Below are 22150 nucleotides of genomic sequence, written 5' to 3'. Positions count from 1 at the left end.
AACAAAAGAACTCAGGAGTTCTTTGTCGGCTTCAGCCGCGAGATCAAACTGGAGGTATCCCAGCGACCACCGCCTGCCGCCTGAACATCAGCATAGAACTGATCGACCAGCGCAGTAACGGGTAGCTGCGCGCCATTGCTACGCGCCTCGGTGAGCAGGATGGATAAATCTTTGCGCATCCAATCGACTGCAAAACCAAAGTCAAATTCACCCTCGAGCATGGCTTTATGGCGGTTCTCAAGCTGCCATGACTGGGCAGCACCCTTGCTGATAACCTCCATAGCAGCAATGCCGTCGAGCCCGGCACACTGAGCAAAATGCAGCGCCTCAGACAAACCTTGAACCAGGCCACCAATACAAATTTGATTGACCATCTTGGTCAGTTGGCCGCTGCCAGCCGGCCCCATCAGGCGGACCATTTTTGCGTACGCATCGATCACAGGCTGCGCTTTATCGAAATCGCCCTGCTCACCACCGACCATCACTGTCAGCACGCCATTCTGTGCGCCCGCCTGACCACCCGAAACCGGCGCATCAAGAAAACCAACCGAGCGCTCCAGCGCAGCTGCTGCAAGCTCGCGAGCAACAGTTGCCGAGGCCGTGGTGTGATCAACCAGTATGCTCCCTGCCTGCATGCCTGCTAACGCGCCATCGTCACCCAGCACAACGCTGCGCAAGTCATCGTCATTGCCGACGCACACCATTACCAAGTCCGCCCCTTGCGCGGCCTCACGGGGTGTCGCTGCACACTCACCTGCGTACTCATCAACCCACTGCTTGGCTTTTGCCGCAGAGCGGTTATAGACACAGACTTGATGCCCGTCTCGTGCTAAATGTCCTGCCATGGGATAACCCATAACACCCAATCCAATAAAGGCTACATTGGCCATTTGATACCTCCAGATTGATTTACCAGCAGCCTAACATGCGCTTTGTCGTAATAGTTGGGCACTTGCATACTGGCGCTATTGTCCTAAAACCTAATATACGTCGCCTACAGTGCGAGCATCGATTCGCAAGCTCATGGAGAGCCTATGGGACATTGGTTAGTGATTGACCTGGAAGCCACAACAGAAGAAGGCGGTTGGCCGATTGAGGAGATGGAAATTATCGAAATCGGCGCCAGCATGGTAAACACCCAAGGTCATGAGGTTGACCATTTCCAACGCTTTGTAAAACCGATAAGACGCCCCCACCTGACAAAATTTTGCCGCGATTTGACTCGTATCAACCAAAGCGACGTAGACAGCGCGATGGCATTCACTGAGGTTTGGCCACATTTTGAACGCTGGCTGAGCCAACATCATTCCCGCCTAGTGGGCTGGGCCAGTTGGGGCGAATATGACCGCCGCCAGCTTGAGCAGGATTGGCAACAGCAAAAAATCACTAGCCATTTAAGGACTGTAGAGCATCTGAACCTTAAAAAAACGTTCGCCCAAGCTCGAAAACTGCAACACCCCGTGGGGCTGCACACCGCATTACAACTGTCCGGAATCAGTTTTAGCGGACAACAACACCGGGCGCTAAGCGATGCGCGTAACACCGCTCGATTACTGCCATTGGTATTACCTATTCAAAGCTGATGACGCCTCGATCAGGCTTCGGCATACTGGCGGGCCATTTTTCAGCCCTTACGAGGATTTGCATATGTTCAAAGTAAATGAGTACTTCGACGGCACCGTCAAATCTATTGCTTTCGATATGGCTGCAGGCCCGGCCACAATTGGTGTAATGGCTGCAGGTGACTATGAGTTCGGCACCAGCCAACTCGAAGTGATGCACGTAGTAGCAGGTGCACTGACTGTTCAGCAAGCAGGCTCTGAAAGCTGGGAAACATACGAAGCAGGCAGCAATTTCACCGTACCGGCCAATAGCAAGTTCAAGCTTAAAGTTGCAGTGGATACCGCTTACCTCTGCGAATACCGCTAAACGCTTGAAGGCTGAATGACCGGCCAGTAGGCCGGTTTTTTTTGCACTTAAATTTTAATTGGAATCAATAATGCCTCGCGCCATCTCCGCTACCGCCATTGTTTTACCTATCGCCCTGCTCGTGGTGGCAATGGTGTCAATTCAGAGCGGTGCATCCTTGGCGAAGAGTCTGTTTCCGGTGATCGGTGCAGAAGGCACCACGGCGCTGCGCCTGGGCTTCGGGGCAATTATCTTGGCGGTTATTATGCGCCCGTGGCAGGCGCGCTTAACCCTTTCATCCTGCAAAGCATTACTGGCGTATGGGCTTGCATTGGGCGGCATGAACCTGATGTTTTACATGTCCCTGAAAACCATTCCACTGGGCATTGCCGTCTCCCTTGAGTTCACCGGCCCACTCGCCTTGGCACTGCTGTCTTCACGACGCCTGCTCGATTTTGTCTGGGTGGCGATGGCAGTAACCGGCTTGTGGCTACTGCTGCCCAGTACGCACTCTGAACAAGCACTGGATCCAGTCGGCATGGCGTTTGCCCTTGGTGCCGGTCTGTGCTGGGCGATGTACATCATTTTCGGCCAAAAAGCCGGCGCACAACACGGCAAGCATACTGCCTGCCTGGGCACTCTGGTTGCTGCAGCTCTGGTTATCCCAATTGGCATGTGGCAGGCCGGCTCTGCGTTGTACAACGTAGATCTGCTCCCCATCGCACTGGCAGTTGCCGTACTCTCATCTGCACTGCCTTACAGCCTTGAAATGATTGCCCTGACGCGCCTGCCTTCGCGCATTTTCAGCATTTTGATGAGTTTAGAGCCAGCAGTTGCAGCCCTCACCGGCCTGCTGTTTCTTAGCGAGCAATTGCATGTCACTCAGTGGCTGGCCATCAGCTTCATCATTCTTGCCTCGGCGGGTGCCGCGGCGACGATCAGACCGCAAACCAAACCTATCGCCCTGAAAGACTAACTATCACGCACCTCTGGGTTTGAAAACTGCAACTCCGCCAAGCGCGCATAGAGTGGACTGCTGGCAATAAGCTGCTGATGCGAGCCGATGGCGACGAGCTTACCCGACTCAATCACAGCGATGCGCTCAGCGCTTTTAACAGTCGCCAGACGGTGCGCAATCACCAAGGTGGTGCGGCCCTGCATCAGACGCGGCAACGCCTGCTGGATCAAATGTTCGCTCTCAGCATCAAGGGCGCTGGTGGCCTCATCCAGCAACAAAATCGGCGCATCCAATAACAAGGCCCTGGCAATGGCCAAACGTTGCCGCTGACCACCTGATAAGCCCATCCCGGCATCACCCAAATGGGTTTGATAGCCTTCAGGCAGCTTCATAATGAACGCGTGGGCATGGGCGGCCCGGGCAGCCGCTTCAACATCGGCGTAGCTCGCCTGTGTTTTGCCGTAACGAATATTGTCTTCAACCGTGCCAAAAAACAGCGCCGGGTTTTGCGACACCAGCGCGAAGCACTGTCTTAAATCACTCGGATCAAGCTGATCAATAGGTAAACCATCAACCAGTATTCGCCCATGTTGTGGATCGAAAAACCGCAGCAACAAATCAAACAGCGTCGACTTACCCGCACCTGACGGCCCCACCAAGGCGACTGTTTGCCCCGGCTCGACCTGTAAATCGATTCCATCGATGGCAAAACTGCTAAGCCGCGATGGGTAGGCAAAACGCACATCTTGCAGCTCTATGCGACCTTGGACCGGCTGCGCCAAAGTCAATTTATTTGCCGTCGGCGCGCTGATTTCATTGCGTGCCTGCAGCAACTCAGTGATCCGTTCGGCAGCACCCGCAGCACGCTGCAACTCACCGATCACTTCACTTAAGGTGCCAAACGATGACCCCACAATCAGGCTGTAGAACACAAAAGCAGCCAACTCGCCACCACTGATGCGCCCGGCAATAACATCCATGCCACCCACCCAAAGCATGACTCCGACAGCCCCTAAAACCAGCACAATGACAATGGTAATCAGCCAAGCACGCTGGGCAATGCGTTTGCGCGCCGTATCAAACGCCGCCTCAGCAGAAATGCCAAAACGACGTATATCTTCGCTTTGGTGGTTGTAAGCCTGAACCGTTTTAATTTGCCCAAGCACCTCGGCCACATAGCTGCCGACATCAGCCACACGATCTTGGCTCTGGCGTGATAGCGAGCGCACACGGCGTCCGAAAATCAGGATAGGCGCAACCACCAGTGGCAGCGCGACCAAGACAATCCCGCTGAGTTTAGGATTTGTAATAATCAACAAAACCACACCCCCGATCATGATGATCAGGTTGCGCAATGCCATCGACAGTGACGAGCCAATCACCGATTGTAAAAGCGTGGTATCGGCTGTCAGTCGCGACTGAATTTCTGAGCTGCGGTTGCTCTCGTAAAACCCCGGATGCAGCGTAATAAGATGGTTGAACACCCGCTTACGAATATCGGCGACTACTCGCTCACCCAGCCACGAAACCAGGTAAAACCGCGTGTAGGTGCCAAACGCCAATGCCAGCACCAAGACAAAAAACAACGCAATGGAGTGCTCCAGCGCCTCGCGCGACTGGGTGGCCAAGCCTTGGTCGACCAGCAGCTTGATGCCCTGCCCCATAGACAGGGTAATTGCAGCGGTGAACATCAAGGCCAGTAGCGCACCCACAACGCGCAAGCGATAAGGCGCAATAAAAGCCCAGGCAACTTGCATGGCGTGGATTTGACGCGACGATAAAAATGATTTCATGCGCTCTCGATAGGCTTGGTTTGTAGGGTGTACGACGCTTTTTCACACACCATTTAGTCACCTGCCTGGTGGACACAGAGTCGTCGGCTTAGGCAGATCCCGCGCAAGGTGCGGCCACGCGAAGCTTGTCCACCCTGGCTCACAACTGCGCGACCGGCACAACAATTGGGCTGCGAAGGTACTCCGATTATTCAGCGTGGGCGCTAAGCGGATAGAGCAACTCTTCCTTGTACCCTGCCCACACCTTGATTACATCAGGAAAGCTGTCGTCAAGATTGATATCACCGGTATCCACCAGCAAGGGCCGACCCTCCAACGTTGACAACTTGCGCTTGGTCGCCACCACACGAATGTGCTCAAGACCGACAGCGCGCACTACACGCGCGCTGACCTGCTGATTGCCGCGCCCAAGAATATGACCCTGCCCGCCAATGGCTGTGACCAGCAAGCGTGCAGGATGGCCCTCGACCCACTCAAACAACTGCGCTTCTGTCACATCGCGCGCGATTACCTGGCCGTTCTCAATCACATCAACCCCAAGCAGAGTCGTCTCCAGGCCAAGATTTTGCGCCAATCCATGCAGGGTCGAACCGGGCCCAAAGATGTAACGAACGTCTTGCTCCCAGCTTTCTTCGAGCCAGGCGGCTAAGTCATTGAGCACCAACTCTTCGGACTCCACGCCCGCTTGCTTAACCTGCTGGACAAAACCGCCTTCTTCCGGGACGCTCAATTCACCGTACCAACGCGCTGTCACCCGCCCTTCACGAAGCGCGGTCTCATCAATATCGCGTACCTCACCACTGGCCAGGCGCACCAAACCTCCAGCGATAAGTCGCCCAGTTAATTCGCCCGCCGCTCGCGGGCTAATGGCATAGACCCCAGAATGGATTTTTACCCCGGCCGGAATACCCAAGACCGGCTGCCCAGGACGCACAGCAGCGCAGATATCGCGGGCGGTGCCATCTCCCCCAGCAAATAAAATCAGCGCCACACCTGCATCCTGCAAAAGCTCCACGGCCTTGCGAGTGTCATCAGCTGTGGTTTGCCCATCATTAACAGAGCCGAGCACGCGATGCGAAAACCCCATATCGGCCAACAAATCAGCCCCCATACTGCCGGGAAAGCTCACAAACTCAACGCGCTCATTTAGCTCAACCAAGACATTCAAGGCTGTACGGGTGCGAAATGCTGCTTTTGGCTCGACGCCCAGCGCTATCGCTTGCTCAGCAACGCCATCACTGCCCTTAAGGCCAGCAGGACCACCAAGACCGGCGAGCGGGTTGATAATTAACCCGATGCGAAAGCGCGACATACATCCACTCCAAAATAATGCTGTAATTTATCCGAATTCATTGTTTCCCTGCTTTTCAAGCACGGGACTTTTTTGGCAGAGTAATCCTACGTGAAAGCCGGGTTGCATGCAGCCAGGCGGCCAAATGGCCACGATCCAAATTGGCCCGCGAGCCACGCAGAGGTTACAGTTTTAGCCAAGCACCAGGCTGAGGAGACCGGTTATGAGCAACTCAAACCCGCAAAACCCAGGCAATACCCCCTCGGTTGAACAAGACAAGCCCGTAGGCGGCGCGATCATCGACGAGCAAGGGCATGAAGTCGAGATTACCGAGCACATGATTCAGGATGCCTGCGACGAGCTGGAAAAAAGCCGCGTCGCCCAGCAAGAAAAAGGCTGATTCTGCCGCGCTTAGGGCGCAAAGCGCTGGCTTGCCTAGCGCTTTGCCACGCCCAGCGCCTGCAATACTTGCACATGCTCAGGTAAGGGCTGCCCGACAAAACTGACGCCGAGCAATTCGACTTCTCTGCGCATCGGATAGTGCTTGCGCAGTGCATCGAAGGCCGCGCGTTGCCGGGCTTTATCACTGAACAAACTGCGGCGAAAATCCGCATCATCGCGGCGAGGGTCATAAACCGCCCGGCAGATGCTGGCGATCAACCAGTCGCACTGCACAGTTGCATCAAAATGCATGTGCGTTAACCAAGGTGCAGGCATCAAGTCTTCAAGGTTATGCCTCGGCACCTGCCCCAGAAAGGCACAAAAAGCAGTGTAGATTTGCGCCGTACCGCGCAGCTTGCCATCAAGGCTGTAGCCTGCAATATGCGGCGTAGCGATCCGACACAAGGCGGCCAACGCAACATCCACCGTGGGCTCCGCCTCCCAGACATCCAACACTGCACGCAGATCGTCACGCTGTTCTAGCATACGGCGCAGGGCCAGGTTGTCGATGACCGGGCCACGGCTGGCATTGATAAGCCAGGTATCCGGTTTTAACTGGGCCAGGTTATCCGTATTAAGCAAGTGCTGAGTAATATGCTCGCCGGTTTTGTTTAACGGGGTGTGCAAACTGATGACATCGCACTGGCTGATAACCTGCTGCAGGCTGACAAAGTCCCCGCCCTCGAGCAGTTGACGCGGCGGATCACACACTAAGACCCTCCAGCCAAGCCCTTGCAAAACCGCCTGCAAACGGCTTCCAACTTGACCGGCACCCACAATGCCGTATGTGCGCGTGGATAAATCAACCCCTTGATCCTCGGCCAGCACCAGCAAACTCGACAAGACGTAATCGACAACCCCGCGTGCATTGCAACCCGGAGCGCTGGACCAAGCGATATTGGCTTGCTCAAAGTAGTCAAGATCAAGATGGTCGGTGCCAATGGTGCAAGTACCAACAAACTTTACCGGGCTGCCTTGCAGCATTTGCTGACTGACCTGAGTTACCGACCGCACCAAGAGCACATCGGCATCAGCCACTGCAGCGGCATCAATTGAACGACCGGGCAGGCGCGTTATGGAGCCGAAGTCGGCAAAAAACTCATCAAGCAATGGGATGTTTTCGTCTGCAACAATTCGCATGGCGTGGCTCCGCGGGGCTGATCTGTATTCTAACAGCAAGGTGCACGGAGTCATCTGTCACGCCCACGCAAATCAATTATTGCAAAACCGCCATCAGGCCAACTAAAACAATCAATTGCGGCCTATCCTGACCAAATGGTCAGAGCGTATACTGCGCTGTTTTACGAGAGCATCAACCATGTCTGCGACACCAGTAGCTGAAACACGGGCTCAACGCGCCAGCCGTGAACTTCGCAGCCTGCTGGTGCTTGCCACGCCGATTATCATCGCCCAACTGGCGCATACCGCCATGGGTTTCGTCGACACCTTGATGGCCGGACGCGTTGGCCCGCGAGATTTGGCCGCCGTAGCGCTCGGCAATTCGATCTGGGTACCGGTTTTCTTGCTGATGACCGGCATTCTATTGGCCACCACCCCAAAAGTTGCACAGCGCTACGGTGCCGGAGAAGAATCCAGCATCGGGCCCTTGGTGCGCCAGGCATTATGGTTGGCAATTGTGGTCGGCGGCGGCGCGGCAACCATTCTGTGGAATGCCGAAATCGTCTTGCACAGCATGAATGTCGAGCCTGACCTGATAGCCCCTTCGATGGGCTACCTACGTGCGGTTGCCTGTGGTTTCCCAGCCGTTGCGCTCTACCATGTGCTGCGCTGCTTCAGTGATGGCCTTGGCCATACCCGCCCAAGCATGGTGATCGGCATTTTCGGGCTCATGCTGAACATTCCACTCAACTACATATTCATCTACGGCAAGCTTGGCTTACCTGCCATGGGCGGCGTCGGCTGTGGCTGGGCAACTGGCCTGGTCATGACCTTTATGTTTGTGTGCATGCTGATTTGGGTCAAGTGGGCATCCTTTTACAAAGCCAGCGAACTGTTCAAACACTTCGAATGGCCTCAGTGGTCCGTCATCAAGCGCCTGCTATCAATTGGCTTGCCCATCGGCATCGCCGTGTTTGCAGAGTCGAGTATTTTCGCAGTGATCGCCCTGTTGATTGGTGGCCTGGGTGCGACAGTTGTTGCGGGTCACCAGATTGCCCTCAACTTCAGCTCGCTGGTGTTTATGATTCCCTATTCATTGGGCATGGCCGCAACGGTACGGGTTGGCCAGGCATTGGGCCGCCACGACGCCCGTGGCGCTCGCTTCGCGGCGGGCGTCAGCATGGCGACCGCATTGGCTTACGCCTGTTGCTCGGCCACGCTGATATTGCTGCTGCGCGAGCAAATCGTCAGCATCTACACCCCAGACCCAACCGTGATTGCACTGGCCTCCACACTGATTATCTATGCCGCACTGTTTCAACTCTCGGATGCGATTCAGGTCACGGCTGCCGGTGCCTTGCGCGGCTATCAGGACACACGGGTCACCATGCTGCTGACGCTATTCGCTTATTGGGGGATTGGCTTGCCGGTTGGTTACGCGCTGGGCTTGTCCAACTGGCTCGGCGAGCCTTCCGGGCCACAAGGACTGTGGCAAGGCTTAGTGGTCGGATTAACCTGCGCAGCCGTGATGCTGGCCATACGCTTGAGCAGAAGCGCACGCAAACGCATTCGCTTATCTAAACTGGCGGGATGATCTTAAGATTTCTAACCTTGGCAATGTTAGCGGCGCTCGCAGGGTGCAAGCCTGCCAATGATGCGCAAGCCTTGCAGGCCGACTACCTGTATCGCGTGGCAAATGCTACAGATGTCGAAATAAGCACAGCCGCAGAACAAGGCAGGCTTTATCGAATGCCGCCACGCCGCGACCGGGTCATGGAGATTCCTGAACTGCGTATCAGCCTGCTCGACCTGATCATCGATGTACACCGCTGCCCCGCCTTGCAGATTCTAATTAGCCAGCGCAACAGCATACTCGGCAAACAGATGCAGCCAAGCAACCGACTGGCCTATGAAGGTGATTTACTGCGTGAGATTGCAGCTTGCCAGCAACGCTTGAATGCTGTCGAAGACAACGACTTTAACCAGCAGCTAAGCCAGGTGGCATTAGAAAAACGAGCGCAACTTCCACGGGTGTACTGGAATGCACTCAATGCCAGCCCAGAATTTGAGCAATTTTTACGCTTTGCACCTATGCCACTTCCTGCTGATGTCAGCGATAGCGACCCGGCCCAAGACGCACTGGCTAACCTGGTCAGCATTGGCCAACAATTACCTGACCATTTACCCCCCGCCAGCGATGAGCTGGATCCGCTATTCTTCGCCCTGCTCGCCACTGACCAAGGCGGCCAATTGATCAGCAGCCTGAGCACCCTTACCAAAACCCTCAATCAAGGCAGCGAGGCCTTGGAAATACGACAAACCCAACGCCCCATATGCCCACAACGGCGAGCAACTGAGCAAGCACGAGTCTTGCAAAACGTCTTTGTTAAATTCTATGCAGGCAGGCTGCAACCTTATTTAGCCAAGGTTGATCAGCGCGGCAAACGCTGGAGCGAAAGCCTGATGCAGATGAGTGAGATCAAGCAGGTTCCACCGGCGTTGAAACAGTACCTGCTGGCACTTGCCGGGCCGAATGGTTCACTGTGGAGCCAATTCCAGCATGCCACTAAACGGCATATTAAAGCCTGGCAAACAACCCTAAAGAGCTGTGGCCTGGCGCCGGGTCAATCTGGATGGGTGGGTGACGCAGACAACGCCGCCCAGTAAGCCTCGGAGAGAAACTCACGGCCTTGCAGTAAATGCCCTAAATACTCACGCGAAGGCAGCAGACCCTCTTCACGAAATGCCGGATTGGCAATGTAAACCCAAGCGGCAATATCGTCCTGCGCTGTAGTGATGTGCATCCGTTCGCGACTGTAGAGCACTGGAGTGCCTTCGAAAGGATCTAGCTTATCAATTTCCCCAGCATCAGCTAATCGATACAGTATGCCCTCAACCACGCTTCCCGGCTGGTAAACGATATTCGCGAACGCCTGCCCCATAACCGTTGCAGCGCGCTTGTTAAAACGCAAGGCAAAACCGCTTAACTGCCCTGCCCGCGCCTCAAGCACATGAAGGCCCCGCGCTTGCATGCGTGCGGGATTCATATTGGAACCGTAGGCAAAATACCAATCCATTGCAGCCTCGTGATTAATCGAGCTTCGTGCGGATCCAGTACAAATAAGTCCCTGACTCTTCAGCTTGATCCAGCAAGTCGTGGCCAAGAAACACGCAGAATTTAGGCACATCGCGGCGCGTGGAAGGGTCAGTCGCGATCACCTTGAGCAAGCTGCCAGCTTGCATGTCGCGCACTTTGTTATGCAGCATCATTACTGGTTCAGGGCAGTTAAGGCCGCTGGCATCAAGCACCGAGTCAGGGGTGAGTTTTTTCGGGTCAGACATCTAAACACTCCAAATAGATAGCGCTATTGTCGCGCAAAGCTGACCCCAAGGTCACCTATTGGTGTTATTTCCCTAAACGACGGAGGTGACAGGTGACCTCTTCACGGTCGTGATAGAGCTGCTTGCAGGCAATCGACACCTTGATACGCCGCTCAGCAAAACCCGCTTCCATCCGGTCGAGCAGCTTGCGGACTTCGGCGTAACGCTGCTTCATCGGCAACTTGAGATTGACCACCGCCTCGCGGCATAACCCTTCGCCGATCCAGGTCTCCAGTAGGGCCGCATTGCGCGCTGGCTTTTCAACAATATCGCAGACCATCCAATCAACCGGCTGGCGTGGCTTGTAGGTAAAGCCGTCAGCCATTAAGTGCTGGACCAAACCGGTATCCATCAAGCTTTGCGCCATGGGCCCATTATCAATGGCGGTCACCAGCATGCCACGCCTGACCAGTTGATAGGTCCAGCCCCCTGGCGCTGCACCTAAATCAACCCCTGTCATATCACCATTCAGGCGCTCGTCCCATTCCTCACGCGGAATAAATGTATGCCAGGCCTCCTCAAGTTTTAAGGTCGAGCGACTCGGTGCCTCACGCGGGAATTTCAAGCGTGGAATGCCCATTGGCCAAATTGCACTGTTGTTCGACTCAGCCAGACCTGCAAAGACTTCACGGCCACTTTTGAATGTCAGCAGTAGGCGCGGCTTGCCCGGCTGCTCAACCAGCTTGCCGGCTTTACTTAACGCCTTGCGCAGCGGCACTTCGAATTTCTTACAGAAATTCGAAAGCTCCTTGCCATCATTGGTATCGAGCACTTCAAGCCAGACACTGCCGCACACGGGAAAGTCGCGTAGATGCTCAAGTAACACGCTGATGCGATCTGTTTCAGGGAGATCAATGAATACACCGCGCGCCCACTGACGAGGGAAAATCAGTTGTTTGAAGTTAACACCCCGCATCAAACGCTCGGCACCGCCCTCTTCAGTGCAGATAAATTCAGCGCAGGCTGTGCTGGCCTTAGCCTTGGCGTAGCCAGCAACATGCAGATTGGCAGCATGCTCGCTGATTTCAGAGCAGACCTCGCTTTCAAATCCGGGCCGGCAATGCAGTAACAAAGTATTCATCGGGGATCTCCTCAAGACGCGCATGATAGCGAAGTTGGGAACCCAGAGCTGTAAATCCTGTCCAGCTTAATAACCCGTACAAAAAATTACGGCCTGTTATCAGGGCGTGAAAGGAGCTTGCTTGAAGCCCTCGGAACGCGTTTTTATGGAGCAAACAGTGGTTTTCAACAGCACTCGAGGTCAATTGATAGCAGCTTGATGTTATCGGCCATGAGTGTCAGGGTAAAAATAGACCCCCATAAATGGCAAGACAGCCCCACCAGGGCTAACTTTTAAGCCTGCCATGAGAAAACACGATGTTCAGCCCGGCCAGCCGTGTGGCCAAAGAAGGAGCTTTAAATGCCATCCCTAAATAGCCTGAACAGTCGCCAAAGCCTGAAAGTCGGCGACAAAACCTACCAGTACTTCAGCTTGCCCGAAGCCGCCAAAGCGCTCGGCAACATCGACAAATTACCCATGTCACTGAAGGTACTGCTCGAGAATTTATTACGCTGGGAAGACGATAAAACTGTCACTGGCGACGATCTCAAAGCCATCGCTGCCTGGCTGAAAAAGCGCAGTTCAGACCGAGAAATCCAATACCGCCCTGCTCGCGTGCTGATGCAGGACTTTACCGGTGTACCTGCAGTCGTCGACCTTGCGGCAATGCGTGACGCCATGAGCAAAGCCGGCGGTGATCCGCAAAAGATCAACCCGCTGTCCCCAGTTGACCTGGTGATTGACCACTCAGTAATGGTCGATAAATTCGGCACAGACGATGCATTCAACCAAAACGTTGAGATTGAGATGCAGCGCAATGGCGAGCGCTATGAGTTTCTGCGCTGGGGTCAGCATGCCTTCGATAATTTCAGTGTAGTGCCGCCCGGCACTGGCATTTGTCATCAGGTAAACCTTGAATACCTTGGGCGTACGGTTTGGACCAAAGAAGAAGACGGGCAAACGTTCGCCTTCCCAGACACCTTAGTCGGCACCGACTCTCACACCACCATGATCAATGGTCTCGGCGTGCTGGGCTGGGGCGTTGGCGGCATTGAGGCTGAAGCCGCCATGCTTGGCCAGCCCGTTTCAATGCTGATTCCTGAAGTCATTGGCTTTAAGCTGACCGGCAAGTTGCCAGAAGGCATTACAGCAACCGACTTGGTACTCACCGTCACCCAAATGCTGCGCAGCAAAGGCGTGGTTGGCAAGTTCGTGGAGTTTTACGGCGATGGCCTGGCTGAGCTGCCGCTGGCTGACCGCGCAACAATCGCCAACATGGCACCCGAGTACGGCGCGACCTGTGGCTTCTTTCCGGTGGATGAGATCACCCTGGGTTATTTGCGCCTGTCAGGCCGCCCGGACGACGCAGTGGCACTGGTTGAAGCGTATTCGAAAGCCCAAGGTTTATGGCGCGAGCAAGGCCAGGAGCCGACGTTCACCGACAGTTTATCGCTCGATATGGGCAGCGTTGAAGCCAGTCTGGCAGGCCCTAAACGGCCTCAAGACCGGGTACCTCTGACTCAAGTACATAATGCCTTCGATGACTTTGTTGGCCTCCAACTCAAACCAAGTGGCAAAGAAGAAGGCCGCTTACTCAGCGAGGGCGGAGGCGGAGCAGCCGTTGGCAGTGAAGCGTCTACACGCGAGGTCGATTACGAATTTGAAGGCCAATCCCACCGCCTAAAAAATGGCGCAGTGGTGATTGCGGCTATCACCTCGTGCACAAATACCTCAAACCCAAGCGTGATGATGGCGGCTGGCTTGGTAGCAAAAAAAGCAGTCGAGAAAGGCCTGCAGCGTAAGCCTTGGGTGAAAAGCTCGCTGGCACCTGGCTCTAAAGTAGTCACTGAGTACTTTAATGCCGCTGGGCTCACCCAATACCTGGATAAGCTTGGCTTCGATTTGGTGGGCTATGGCTGCACAACCTGCATCGGTAACTCGGGCCCACTGCCCGCCCCCATCGAGAAAGCTATCCAGAGCGCTGACCTGACTGTCGCATCGGTGCTTTCCGGCAATCGAAACTTTGAAGGCCGGGTGCACCCACTGGTGAAAACCAACTGGCTGGCATCGCCCCCCCTAGTCGTCGCCTATGCCTTAGCAGGCAATGTGCGCATCAATATTGCCGAGCAGCCCCTTGGCGATGATAAAGACGGCAATCCGGTGTACCTGAAGGATATCTGGCCGACGCAGAAAGAAATCAGCGATGCGATCATGAAAGTCAACACGGCCATGTTCCGCAAAGAATACGCCGAAGTCTTCAGCGGCGATGAGCAGTGGCAAGCGATCAAAGTATCCGAGGATGACACCTACAGCTGGCAAGACGATTCAACCTATATCCAGCACCCGCCGTTCTTTGAAGGCATCGCCGACGCGCCGCCGCACATCGGCGACATCCGGGATGCGCGGGTGCTGGCGTTGTTAGGCGACTCGGTGACCACCGACCATATCTCGCCAGCAGGTAATATTAAAAGCGACAGCCCAGCGGGTCGTTACCTTCGCGAAAAAGGGGTTGAGCCTGCTGACTTCAACTCCTATGGCTCGCGTCGAGGCAATCATGAAGTAATGATGCGCGGCACCTTTGCCAACATCCGCATCCGCAATGAAATGCTTGATGGCAGCGAAGGCGGTAACACCATCCATATTCCAAGTGGCGAACAGCTGTCTATATATGACGCTGCCATGCGCTACCAGGAAGAAGGCACGCCATTGGTGGTCATTGCCGGCAAAGAATATGGCACAGGCTCATCCCGTGACTGGGCAGCAAAAGGCACCAACCTGCTCGGGGTCAAGGCGGTTCTGGCTGAGAGCTTCGAACGTATTCACCGCTCTAATTTGGTGGGCATGGGCGTACTGCCGCTACAATTCAAGGACGGTCAAGACCGCAAGAGCCTGGGACTAACCGGCAAGGAGACCTTGAAAATCACTGGATTGGACGGCGTTGAAATTCGTCCGATGATGAACCTTATTGTCGAAATCAGCCGCGAAGATGGTAGTAGCGAGCGCGTTGAAGTGCTTTGCCGAATCGACACCCTTAACGAAGTTGAATACTTCAAAGCGGGCGGTATTTTGCATTATGTACTGCGCCAATTGATTGCCGCAAAATAGCCTGACTAGAGCGCTCGGACATCATCTCCAGTCCGAGCGCCTCGGCCCGACTACGATTAACTGACACAGATCAATAAAACCACCTCTTACTTACATTTTTATCGCAAAAAAGCCTCAACTTGCGACGTTTCAGGCCGATGACATGCAGTATCAATTCAATGGATCTGCGACGTCATGCGAAACAATCAGCCTATCACCCAACGTGAACGCACCTTCCCTGCCGAACAACGGCTGATCTCCACGACTGACCTCAAGGGCCAGATCACCTATTGCAACGACGCATTTACAGCGATCAGCGGCTTTAGCAGCGAAGAACTGATCCGTGCGCCGCACAACCTTGTGCGCCACCCGGATGTTCCAGCAGCAGTGTTCGAGCACATGTGGACCACCTTGAAAAAAGGTCGCCCATGGATGGGTATCGTCAAAAACCGCTGCAAAAATGGCGACCACTATTGGGTCAACGCTTATGTCACCCCGGTGCTTGAAAGCAACAAGGTTGTTGGTTATGAGTCGGTGCGGATCAAACCCACCAGCGAACAGATCAAGCGCGCTGAAAACCTGTACACACGCCTCAACGCTGGCAAGCCCGCCATGTCATCTGCTGCAAAAGTGCAGCCCATTTTAGCCGACTGGGCTCCCTTCTTGCTCATTGCCATGATCAGTTGGCTGATAGGCTCCTGGCTCCCGACTGGCTACGGCTTATTAGCCGCGGCATTGGTAGCTGTGCCGGTCGGCGCACTGGGCTTGCACTGGCAGCAGCGTGGTTTCAGGCGTTTGTTGAGCTTGGCTGAAAAAACCACTTCAGATCCACTGATCGCCCAGATGTACACCGACACGCAAGGCCCTCTAGGTCAGCTTGAAATGTCAGCACTGAGCCAAGAGGCGCGTCTGAAAACCTGCTTAACTCGCTTGCAAGACAGCGCTGAAAACCTCACCAAACAAGCACGCCAAGCAGACTCTCTGGCGCAAAACAGCTCTTCTGGCCTTGAGCGTCAACGTCAAGAAACTGAACTGGTCGCCACTGCAGTTAATGAAATGGCCGCCACCACACTGGAAGTCGCGAGCAATGTAGCTCGCACAGCTATTGCGACCCAAGAAGCCAACCGACTATCCAGTCAAGGGCGCGCCATCGCCGCCGAAACCCGTGAAGCCATTCAGCGCTTGTCGGTATCGGTCAGCGAAACTGGCGAAACCGTCACCCGCCTGGCCAACGACAGTAACGAAATCGGCGGTGTGGTTGACGTGATTAAAGGCATTGCTGATCAAACCAACCTGCTCGCGCTTAACGCCGCCATCGAAGCTGCACGTGCTGGCGAGATGGGCCGTGGCTTTGCCGTGGTGGCTGACGAAGTTCGCTCTCTGGCCCAGCGCACCGCTGAATCAACCGAGCAAATCCATGGCTTGATCGCCAAGCTTCAGCGCACCGCCGAGGAAGCTGTAATGACCATGGAAATCGGCCGCAAACAGGCTGACGAAGGTGTGGACCGCGTATTGAAAGCTGACGAGGCGCTGTCCGGTATTAGCGACTCGGTGGCCAATATCGCCGACATGGCTGATCAAATCGCCGCTGCTGCGGAGGAGCAAAGTGCAGTAGCAGATGAAATTAACCGCAACATCACCACCATTGCGCAACTCTCCGACCAAACGGCAGGTGATGCTCAAAGCACCGCAACACTGAGCCAAGAATTGACCCAAACAGCGCTGGGTCAGTACTCGCTGGTCGAGCGCTTCAACCGCTAAACCGGTGAGCGCGATGCGCCTAAACCAAGCCTAGAGAAAACCGCTCAAAGGCATTATCACGGTCTTCGATAATGCCTTTGAGCCTCCCCGATGAATATCAGCAATATCCCGTTTGTGACCACTGACTGGTCGAAGGTAGAGCCGACTGAACATGCAGGCGAAACAGGCCAGGCGACATGGCGCACCTGTATGTTTGGCGATATTCGTGTGCGAATCGTCGAATACTCAGCCGGCTACCTGGCCGACCACTGGTGCACTAAAGGCCATGTGCTGTTCTGCCTGGAAGGCGAGCTGCATACAGAACTGGAAGATGGCCGCACATTCACGCTGAAACCGGGCATGAGCTATCAAGTTGCGGACAAAGCGGAGCCCCATCGCTCCTCGACACAAACAGGTGCCAAGCTATTCGTAGTTGATTGAATGCCATACCTACCCTACATTTAGTTCAGCAAGGATCTGCATTTGAAAAGCAGTTGCATCTCAATGAACTCGACAGCGTAGCCCTATACGCTAAAACATACATCAGGATCAGGTGTCTGCATGAAGCTTACGTCTACAAGTCTGCTCGCTGTCTGCTTATGCTCAGCAATCGCGGGGTGCACCTCGCTGCCTTCGCCCGAGTACACAGTTACCAATGATGAAAAATTCAACCTGCAAAATGCGGGCATCATCGTTGGATCAATTGATGACGCTGCCTATGCCGGTGCAGATATTCAATTTCGTGACACCTTGAGTGGCAGTACTTACACCATTACGGACGCCAACGCCTCTGAGTTCTCAATGTGGTTACCAGCAGGCACCTATTCGGTCTCGGCAATTGGCCCAAGCAAAGCCTGGCTGGGTACTTACAGCCGGCCACTGACCTTCAGCGTCACGAACGGCGCAATTAACTACATAGGCGATGTGTCCTACGGGTGCGTACAACAAAGCCCAAGCCTGGCTTGGTACGGTCAACGCTATTGCGGCATTGGCTCTGTGCCTGAGCAGTGCACCACGGCACACCCACTGACCTCAATGTGCGTGATCAACAATCAGCAGCAATCGGTTAACGCATTCAAAGACCGGTTCTCGCAGTTTTCTGACACACCCGAAATGTCAGCACTCATGAGCGCTCAGCCCCAAAATTGAACCTGGCTGGCAGCAGGTTGCCCAACAGGCTTAACATTTGTTGCACACCTTGCCTGTTGAGCCTTGCCCTTCATGTTAAAACGCATCCACCACGCGGCCATCATTTGTTCAGACTACCCACGTTCTAAGCAGTTTTATGTCGAAATCCTTGGCTTGCAGGTAATCGCTGAGCACTACCGGCAAGCACGTAGGTCCTACAAGCTCGACCTAGCCTTAGCCGACGGAACACAGATCGAGCTGTTCTCCTTCACCGATGCCCCTGCTCGCCCCTCATATCCAGAGGCGCAAGGACTGCGCCACTTGGCATTCGAAGTCGATAATGTCGCGCAGATGAAAGCTTACCTGGAGCACCGAGGTGTTAGCGTCGAGCCCATTCGTGTCGATGAATATACAGGGCGTAACTTCACCTTCTTTAGTGATCCGGATGGTTTGCCCCTTGAGCTGTACCAAGCCACCCTCTAATTGTTGCGTGCCGCTGTAATTTTTAACCGCTCAAGGCCTCACTAGAGTGTCGTACATGCGACAGCCAATCTAGCCAAGGACTTAAGATGCTCAACACTCACGCAATCACAGCCCATCCCCGCCGTAGCCTTTCGACTGTAAAAGGTGCGGCCATTGCAGCGTTGGTCATTTTGGCATTTGTTTTCTTTGGCGGCCCCGTAACACTCGGCGCGCATCCATTTTGGGGAATGAAAATCGCCTACTTTGCGATTGCTGCAGGCGTGCTGATGAGTACCTTGGCTACGCTGGCAGGTCAGCGCAGCCAGTTGCAACTTGTTACCTTCGCAACATTATTGGTGATAAGCATCGCCGTCACCCTCTATGGCAAGACCCAATTTGCCGCCTCTTATGCCGAAGATGACGTTGCAGGAAAGCTGTGGTTTTTCGGCTGGATTGCGGGTTTAGCGGCAAGTTTCAGCATTATCACCGCACTTATTGCAATTCGCCTTAACCGAAATAAGACCGCATGAGCCGTTATTTGCCTAGCAATGCCATGAAAGCAGCGATTTCGTTCGCCGCTGACTCAAGGTGCCCTGCATGTGTAAAGCCTGAGCTTTTCAGCGGCTTGAGGTCGTGATCCGCAGCAGTAAGCCAATACAGCCTGATCGCCGAAGACAGGCTGTATCCTGCAACAGTTTGCATGTTACCCAGCGCATCACGTTCACCCTGGACAATCAAAGTACGCGACTTGAGCGACTCAAGGTGTGCGGTTCTTGGTTTCTCAGGTTTGCCTGAGGCATAAAACGGGTAGCCCAAACACACCAACCCATCGACACCTAGCTCATCAGCGACAATGCTTGCCATGCGCCCGCCCATGGACTTGCCACCAATCGCAACAATCCCCTCTACGTTCTGGCGTACCTCGGCATAAACCCTGCGCCACTGTTCAAGCAGTTGTTTCTGCGGGTTCGGTGGCCGGCGCTTGCCATCAACCCGTCTAGTCGCCATGTAAGCAAACTCAAAGCGCACTACAGCAATACCTCGCGCCACGAGCAATCGGCTTACGCTGTGCATAAATTCGCTGTCCATGGGCGCGCCTGCGCCGTGGGCCAGAATCAGAGTGGCATGACACGCGCCCTGAGGCCTGTTCCAAAGCAGTTCCGGGCAGGGCACTGCGGGGCTGCATTGATCTTGATCAACATTTTTAACTGATGTTTTATCCATACTTGTATGCACTATGGGCCTTTAATCATTCGCGTTACCCATGGTTAGACCACCAAGGAGGAGCAAAATTGAGTCATGGAGCCTGTTACACAAAACACATTTGACCCGACAGCAGAGTATCTAGCTGTCAGCTAAAGATAAGTAGTTGCGGTAACTGGTTTGGTGTGATTCGCTGGCGGCTTGGCGATATTGGGCCGCATGATACAAAATCAAAGTGCGACCTGGCGTCGCACCCAGCGACCAGCGGCAACCAATTGTGCCCACATGAGCTAATCTTGTTGGCACTCGCCGCGTTGCACAAGCCATAGGGCGACTCTTAACTTTGCGTTGTACTAAAGGGGCCTAGAGCACTGTTAATAAAGCGTTTTTGAATTGGACAAAATGCTTTTTAAATGCCTCTAAACCCCGATCTCGTCGGCATGTGGCGTTGCAATGCCTTAGCGCTTTATACATACTTGCCGCCGATTTTTATCCCTAAAAAATCCATTAACCGTGGAACCCCAGCAATGAGCACAGCAATCAGTCCGACTGCTTATAACTACAAGGTGGTCCGCCAATTCGCCGTCATGACGGTAATTTGGGGGGTCATTGGCATGGGCCTAGGCGTTTTCATCGCTTCACAACTCGTGTGGCCTGAACTCAACCTTGGCTTGGAATGGACGACGTTCGGTCGTTTACGTCCTCTGCACACTAACGCGGTGATTTTCGCTTTTGGCGGATGCGCGCTAATGGCAACTTCACTCTATGTGGTGCAGCGCACCAGTCAGGTACGTCTGATTTCTGATTCCTTGGCGGCTTTCGTCTTCTGGGGTTGGCAAGCAGTCATCGTTGCCGCAGTGATTACACTGCCAATGGGCCTGACCAGCTCGAAAGAGTACGCAGAGCTTGAATGGCCGATCGACATCCTCCTCGGGGTTGTCTGGGTCGCTTACGCCATTTTGTTCTTCGGCACTATCGTTAAGCGCAAGCCTAAGCACATTTACGTCGGCAACTGGTTCTACGGTGCATTCATTCTGGTGACTGCGATGCTGCACATTGTTAACAGCGCAGAAATGCCTGTCAGCATGTTCAAGTCGTACTCGATGTACTCAGGTGCAACCGATGCCATGATCCAATGGTGGTACGGTCACAACGCTGTAGGTTTCTTCCTGACGACCGGCTTCCTCGGCATGATGTACTACTTCGTACCGAAGCAGGCTGAGCGTCCGATCTACTCGTACCGTCTTTCCATCGTGCACTTCTGGGCACTGATTACCCTGTACATCTGGGCCGGTCCTCACCACTTGCACTACACCGCTCTGCCTGACTGGGCTCAGTCCCTCGGCATGGCGATGTCGATCATTTTGCTGGCTCCAAGCTGGGGCGGCATGATCAACGGCATGATGAGCCTGTCTGGCGCATGGCATAAGCTGCGTACCGACCCGATCCTGCGCTTCTTGGTGGTATCGCTGGCGTTCTACGGCATGTCGACCTTCGAAGGCCCAATGATGGCCATCAAGACTGTCAACGCCCTGTCCCACTACACTGACTGGACCATCGGTCACGTACACGCAGGTGCCCTCGGCTGGGTTGCGATGATTTCCATCGGCTCGCTGTATCACCTTCTGCCAAAAGTATTTGGTCGCGCGCAAATGCACAGCATTGGCCTGATCAACGCCCACTTCTGGCTGGCAACGATCGGTACCGTTCTGTACATCGCCTCGATGTGGGTGAACGGCATCACTCAGGGCCTGATGTGGCGCGCAGTGAACGAGGACGGCACCTTGACCTACTCGTTCGTTGAAGCACTGCAAGCAAGCCACCCTGGCTATGTAGTTCGCGCAATTGGTGGTGGGTTCTTCGTCTTCGGCATGCTGCTGATGGCTTACAACACATACCGCACTGTGCGTGCCTCCAAGCCGGAAGAGTACGATGCCGCGGCAATGATTCCTGCCGGAGTAGCTCACTGATGAAACACGAAATCATCGAGAAAAATATTGGTCTAATGGCCCTGCTGATGGTGCTTTGCGTCAGCATCGGCGGTCTTACCCAAATCGTCCCGTTGTTTTTCCAGGACGTGACTAACGACCCGGTAGAAGGCCTGAAGCCTTACACCGCACTGCAACTTGAAGGTCGTGATGTTTATATCGCTAACGGTTGTGTCGGCTGCCACTCGCAGATGATCCGCCCGTTCCGTGCTGAGACTGAGCGTTACGGTCACTACTCGGTTGCCGGTGAAAGCGTGTGGGATCACCCATTCCTGTGGGGCTCCAAGCGTACCGGCCCTGACCTGGCTCGCGTTGGTGGCCGTTACTCGGATGAGTGGCAACGTGCTCACCTGTACAACCCTCGCAACGTAGTGCCTGAGTCGATCATGCCTGCATTCCCGTTCTTGGTTGAGAAGAAGCTCGACGGTAAGGACACTGCGAAGAAGATGGAAGTTATGCGTGGTTTCGGCGTGCCTTACACCGATGAAGACATCGCTGGGGCCAAAGAAGCTGTAAAAGGCAAAACCGAAATGGACGCCATCGTCGCGTACCTGCAGGTTCTTGGCACCTCTATCACGAGCAAACGGTAACGCA

The 22150-nt window shown here is 54.5% G+C and carries 21 protein-coding genes and 2 pseudogenes; 15 read left to right on the top strand and 8 right to left on the bottom strand.

Annotated elements, in window-relative coordinates; genetic code table 11:
• Window positions 1-11 precede the first annotated feature (11 nt).
• Window positions 12-890, bottom strand: a complete 879-nt coding sequence (locus ACIGCM_RS19165; RefSeq protein ID WP_397503644.1) for an NAD(P)-dependent oxidoreductase — start codon at window positions 888-890, stop codon at window positions 12-14.
• 144 nt (window positions 891-1034) lie between these two features.
• Here ACIGCM_RS19165 and ACIGCM_RS19160 point away from each other — a divergent pair, with 144 nt between their 5' ends.
• The 3 genes from ACIGCM_RS19160 to rhtA all read left to right on the top strand — a co-directional run bounded on the left by ACIGCM_RS19160 (window position 1035) and on the right by rhtA (window position 2884).
• On the top strand, window positions 1035-1583 hold the full coding sequence (locus ACIGCM_RS19160; RefSeq protein ID WP_397503643.1) for an exonuclease domain-containing protein: 549 nt from the start codon (window positions 1035-1037) through the stop codon (window positions 1581-1583).
• 64 nt (window positions 1584-1647) lie between these two features.
• Window positions 1648-1929, top strand: a complete 282-nt coding sequence (locus tag ACIGCM_RS19155; RefSeq protein ID WP_397503642.1) for a pyrimidine/purine nucleoside phosphorylase — start codon at window positions 1648-1650, stop codon at window positions 1927-1929.
• A 70-nt stretch (window positions 1930-1999) separates the two neighbouring features.
• Window positions 2000-2884 (top strand): threonine/homoserine exporter RhtA, encoded by an 885-nt coding sequence (gene rhtA, locus ACIGCM_RS19150; protein ID WP_397503641.1) that lies wholly within the window; start codon window positions 2000-2002, stop codon window positions 2882-2884.
• Here the strand turns inward: rhtA and ACIGCM_RS19145 are convergent.
• Both ACIGCM_RS19145 and ACIGCM_RS19140 read right to left on the bottom strand, forming a co-directional pair.
• Window positions 2881-4659, bottom strand: coding sequence for an ABC transporter transmembrane domain-containing protein (locus tag ACIGCM_RS19145; RefSeq protein ID WP_397503640.1), 1779 nt, complete (start codon window positions 4657-4659; stop codon window positions 2881-2883). The two genes, rhtA and ACIGCM_RS19145, sit on opposite strands and share 4 nt — an antisense overlap.
• Before the next feature lie 187 nt (window positions 4660-4846).
• Entirely contained in the window at window positions 4847-5971 is a 1125-nt protein-coding gene (locus ACIGCM_RS19140; RefSeq protein WP_397503639.1) for an ATP-NAD kinase family protein, read from the bottom strand.
• A gap of 202 nt (window positions 5972-6173) precedes the next feature.
• Between ACIGCM_RS19140 and ACIGCM_RS19135 the strand changes: the two genes are divergently transcribed.
• On the top strand, window positions 6174-6350 hold the full coding sequence (locus tag ACIGCM_RS19135) for a PA1571 family protein (RefSeq protein WP_397503638.1): 177 nt from the start codon (window positions 6174-6176) through the stop codon (window positions 6348-6350).
• Between the two features lie 35 nt (window positions 6351-6385).
• On the opposite strand, the gene pdxB is transcribed toward ACIGCM_RS19135, so the two are convergent.
• On the bottom strand, window positions 6386-7531 hold the full coding sequence (gene pdxB / locus ACIGCM_RS19130; RefSeq protein ID WP_397503637.1) for a 4-phosphoerythronate dehydrogenase PdxB: 1146 nt from the start codon (window positions 7529-7531) through the stop codon (window positions 6386-6388).
• Window positions 7532-7709: 178 nt separating this feature from the next.
• Between pdxB and ACIGCM_RS19125 the strand changes: the two genes are divergently transcribed.
• Window positions 7710-9104, top strand: coding sequence for an MATE family efflux transporter (locus tag ACIGCM_RS19125; protein WP_397503636.1), 1395 nt, complete (start codon window positions 7710-7712; stop codon window positions 9102-9104).
• A gap of 23 nt (window positions 9105-9127) precedes the next feature.
• Entirely contained in the window at window positions 9128-10177 is a 1050-nt protein-coding gene (locus ACIGCM_RS19120) for a DUF3080 family protein (RefSeq protein WP_397503815.1), read from the top strand.
• On the opposite strand, the gene ACIGCM_RS19115 is transcribed toward ACIGCM_RS19120, so the two are convergent.
• From ACIGCM_RS19115 to rlmM, 3 genes are all read right to left on the bottom strand, one after another.
• A complete protein-coding gene (locus ACIGCM_RS19115; protein ID WP_397503635.1) occupies window positions 10135-10587 on the bottom strand; it encodes a gamma-glutamylcyclotransferase family protein in 453 nt (150 codons plus the stop codon). The genes ACIGCM_RS19120 and ACIGCM_RS19115 overlap by 43 nt on opposite strands.
• Before the next feature lie 13 nt (window positions 10588-10600).
• The gene (gene tusA, locus ACIGCM_RS19110) at window positions 10601-10852 is read right to left on the bottom strand and encodes a sulfurtransferase TusA (protein WP_397503634.1); all 252 of its coding nucleotides are present in this window, start codon (window positions 10850-10852) and stop codon (window positions 10601-10603) included.
• Window positions 10853-10916: 64 nt separating this feature from the next.
• Window positions 10917-11972, bottom strand: coding sequence for a 23S rRNA (cytidine(2498)-2'-O)-methyltransferase RlmM (gene rlmM / locus ACIGCM_RS19105; RefSeq protein WP_397503633.1), 1056 nt, complete (start codon window positions 11970-11972; stop codon window positions 10917-10919).
• Window positions 11973-12311: 339 nt separating this feature from the next.
• Between rlmM and acnA the strand changes: the two genes are divergently transcribed.
• From acnA to ACIGCM_RS19070, 7 genes and pseudogenes are all read left to right on the top strand, one after another.
• Window positions 12312-15056: an aconitate hydratase AcnA gene (acnA, locus tag ACIGCM_RS19100; RefSeq protein WP_397503632.1), complete on the top strand. Its 2745-nt coding sequence runs from the start codon at window positions 12312-12314 to the stop codon at window positions 15054-15056.
• A gap of 174 nt (window positions 15057-15230) precedes the next feature.
• A pseudogene (locus ACIGCM_RS19095) lies at window positions 15231-15509 on the top strand (PAS domain-containing protein); the annotation flags it as partial.
• 204 nt (window positions 15510-15713) lie between these two features.
• Window positions 15714-16796: pseudogene (locus tag ACIGCM_RS19090) on the top strand (methyl-accepting chemotaxis protein); the annotation flags it as partial.
• Window positions 16797-16886: 90 nt separating this feature from the next.
• Window positions 16887-17216: a DHCW motif cupin fold protein gene (locus tag ACIGCM_RS19085; protein ID WP_397503631.1), complete on the top strand. Its 330-nt coding sequence runs from the start codon at window positions 16887-16889 to the stop codon at window positions 17214-17216.
• 120 nt (window positions 17217-17336) lie between these two features.
• The gene (locus ACIGCM_RS19080) at window positions 17337-17924 is read left to right on the top strand and encodes a hypothetical protein (RefSeq protein ID WP_397503630.1); all 588 of its coding nucleotides are present in this window, start codon (window positions 17337-17339) and stop codon (window positions 17922-17924) included.
• 72 nt (window positions 17925-17996) lie between these two features.
• A complete protein-coding gene (locus ACIGCM_RS19075) occupies window positions 17997-18386 on the top strand; it encodes a VOC family protein (protein ID WP_397503629.1) in 390 nt (129 codons plus the stop codon).
• 86 nt (window positions 18387-18472) lie between these two features.
• On the top strand, window positions 18473-18895 hold the full coding sequence (locus ACIGCM_RS19070) for a hypothetical protein (protein WP_397503628.1): 423 nt from the start codon (window positions 18473-18475) through the stop codon (window positions 18893-18895).
• 4 nt (window positions 18896-18899) lie between these two features.
• Here ACIGCM_RS19070 and ACIGCM_RS19065 read toward each other — a convergent pair whose 3' ends face one another.
• A complete protein-coding gene (locus tag ACIGCM_RS19065; protein WP_397503627.1) occupies window positions 18900-19589 on the bottom strand; it encodes an alpha/beta family hydrolase in 690 nt (229 codons plus the stop codon).
• 506 nt (window positions 19590-20095) lie between these two features.
• Here ACIGCM_RS19065 and ccoN point away from each other — a divergent pair.
• Together ccoN and ccoO are read left to right on the top strand one after the other, a co-directional pair.
• Window positions 20096-21538 (top strand): cytochrome-c oxidase, cbb3-type subunit I, encoded by a 1443-nt coding sequence (gene ccoN, locus ACIGCM_RS19060; RefSeq protein WP_397503626.1) that lies wholly within the window; start codon window positions 20096-20098, stop codon window positions 21536-21538.
• Window positions 21538-22146, top strand: a complete 609-nt coding sequence (ccoO, locus tag ACIGCM_RS19055) for a cytochrome-c oxidase, cbb3-type subunit II (protein WP_339488356.1) — start codon at window positions 21538-21540, stop codon at window positions 22144-22146. Before ccoN ends, ccoO begins: the two co-directional genes overlap by 1 nt.
• Window positions 22147-22150: the final 4 nt, after the last annotated feature.

The sequence above is a fragment of the Pseudomonas sp. NPDC078700 genome, from assembly GCF_044542375.1.
Lineage (GTDB): Bacteria > Pseudomonadota > Gammaproteobacteria > Pseudomonadales > Pseudomonadaceae > Aquipseudomonas.
The sequence above is the reverse complement of the archived record's forward strand: the minus strand, read 5'-3'. Positions and strand labels throughout refer to the sequence as shown.

Bases quoted from the DNA above. Each gene is read 5' to 3' on its own strand.
- ACIGCM_RS19120 (WP_397503815.1), top strand. From the start codon at position 9,128: ATGTTAGCGGCGCTCGCAGGGTGCAAGCCTGCCAATGATGCGCAAGCC.
- ACIGCM_RS19080 (WP_397503630.1), top strand. From the start codon at position 17,337: ATGAAGCTTACGTCTACAAGTCTGCTCGCTGTCTGCTTATGCTCAGCA.
- ccoN (WP_397503626.1), top strand. From the start codon at position 20,096: ATGAGCACAGCAATCAGTCCGACTGCTTATAACTACAAGGTGGTCCGC.
- ACIGCM_RS19115 (WP_397503635.1), bottom strand. From the start codon at position 10,587: ATGGATTGGTATTTTGCCTACGGTTCCAATATGAATCCCGCACGCATG.
- ACIGCM_RS19135 (WP_397503638.1), top strand. From the start codon at position 6,174: ATGAGCAACTCAAACCCGCAAAACCCAGGCAATACCCCCTCGGTTGAA.
- ACIGCM_RS19155 (WP_397503642.1), top strand. From the start codon at position 1,648: ATGTTCAAAGTAAATGAGTACTTCGACGGCACCGTCAAATCTATTGCT.
- ACIGCM_RS19125 (WP_397503636.1), top strand. From the start codon at position 7,710: ATGTCTGCGACACCAGTAGCTGAAACACGGGCTCAACGCGCCAGCCGT.
- pdxB (WP_397503637.1), bottom strand. From the start codon at position 7,531: ATGCGAATTGTTGCAGACGAAAACATCCCATTGCTTGATGAGTTTTTT.
- rhtA (WP_397503641.1), top strand. From the start codon at position 2,000: ATGCCTCGCGCCATCTCCGCTACCGCCATTGTTTTACCTATCGCCCTG.
- ACIGCM_RS19065 (WP_397503627.1), bottom strand. From the start codon at position 19,589: ATGGATAAAACATCAGTTAAAAATGTTGATCAAGATCAATGCAGCCCC.
- ccoO (WP_339488356.1), top strand. From the start codon at position 21,538: ATGAAACACGAAATCATCGAGAAAAATATTGGTCTAATGGCCCTGCTG.
- ACIGCM_RS19145 (WP_397503640.1), bottom strand. From the start codon at position 4,659: ATGAAATCATTTTTATCGTCGCGTCAAATCCACGCCATGCAAGTTGCC.
- ACIGCM_RS19075 (WP_397503629.1), top strand. From the start codon at position 17,997: ATGTTAAAACGCATCCACCACGCGGCCATCATTTGTTCAGACTACCCA.
- ACIGCM_RS19140 (WP_397503639.1), bottom strand. From the start codon at position 5,971: ATGTCGCGCTTTCGCATCGGGTTAATTATCAACCCGCTCGCCGGTCTT.
- rlmM (WP_397503633.1), bottom strand. From the start codon at position 11,972: ATGAATACTTTGTTACTGCATTGCCGGCCCGGATTTGAAAGCGAGGTC.
- ACIGCM_RS19160 (WP_397503643.1), top strand. From the start codon at position 1,035: ATGGGACATTGGTTAGTGATTGACCTGGAAGCCACAACAGAAGAAGGC.
- tusA (WP_397503634.1), bottom strand. From the start codon at position 10,852: ATGTCTGACCCGAAAAAACTCACCCCTGACTCGGTGCTTGATGCCAGC.
- ACIGCM_RS19165 (WP_397503644.1), bottom strand. From the start codon at position 890: ATGGCCAATGTAGCCTTTATTGGATTGGGTGTTATGGGTTATCCCATG.
- acnA (WP_397503632.1), top strand. From the start codon at position 12,312: ATGCCATCCCTAAATAGCCTGAACAGTCGCCAAAGCCTGAAAGTCGGC.
- ACIGCM_RS19085 (WP_397503631.1), top strand. From the start codon at position 16,887: ATGAATATCAGCAATATCCCGTTTGTGACCACTGACTGGTCGAAGGTA.
- ACIGCM_RS19070 (WP_397503628.1), top strand. From the start codon at position 18,473: ATGCTCAACACTCACGCAATCACAGCCCATCCCCGCCGTAGCCTTTCG.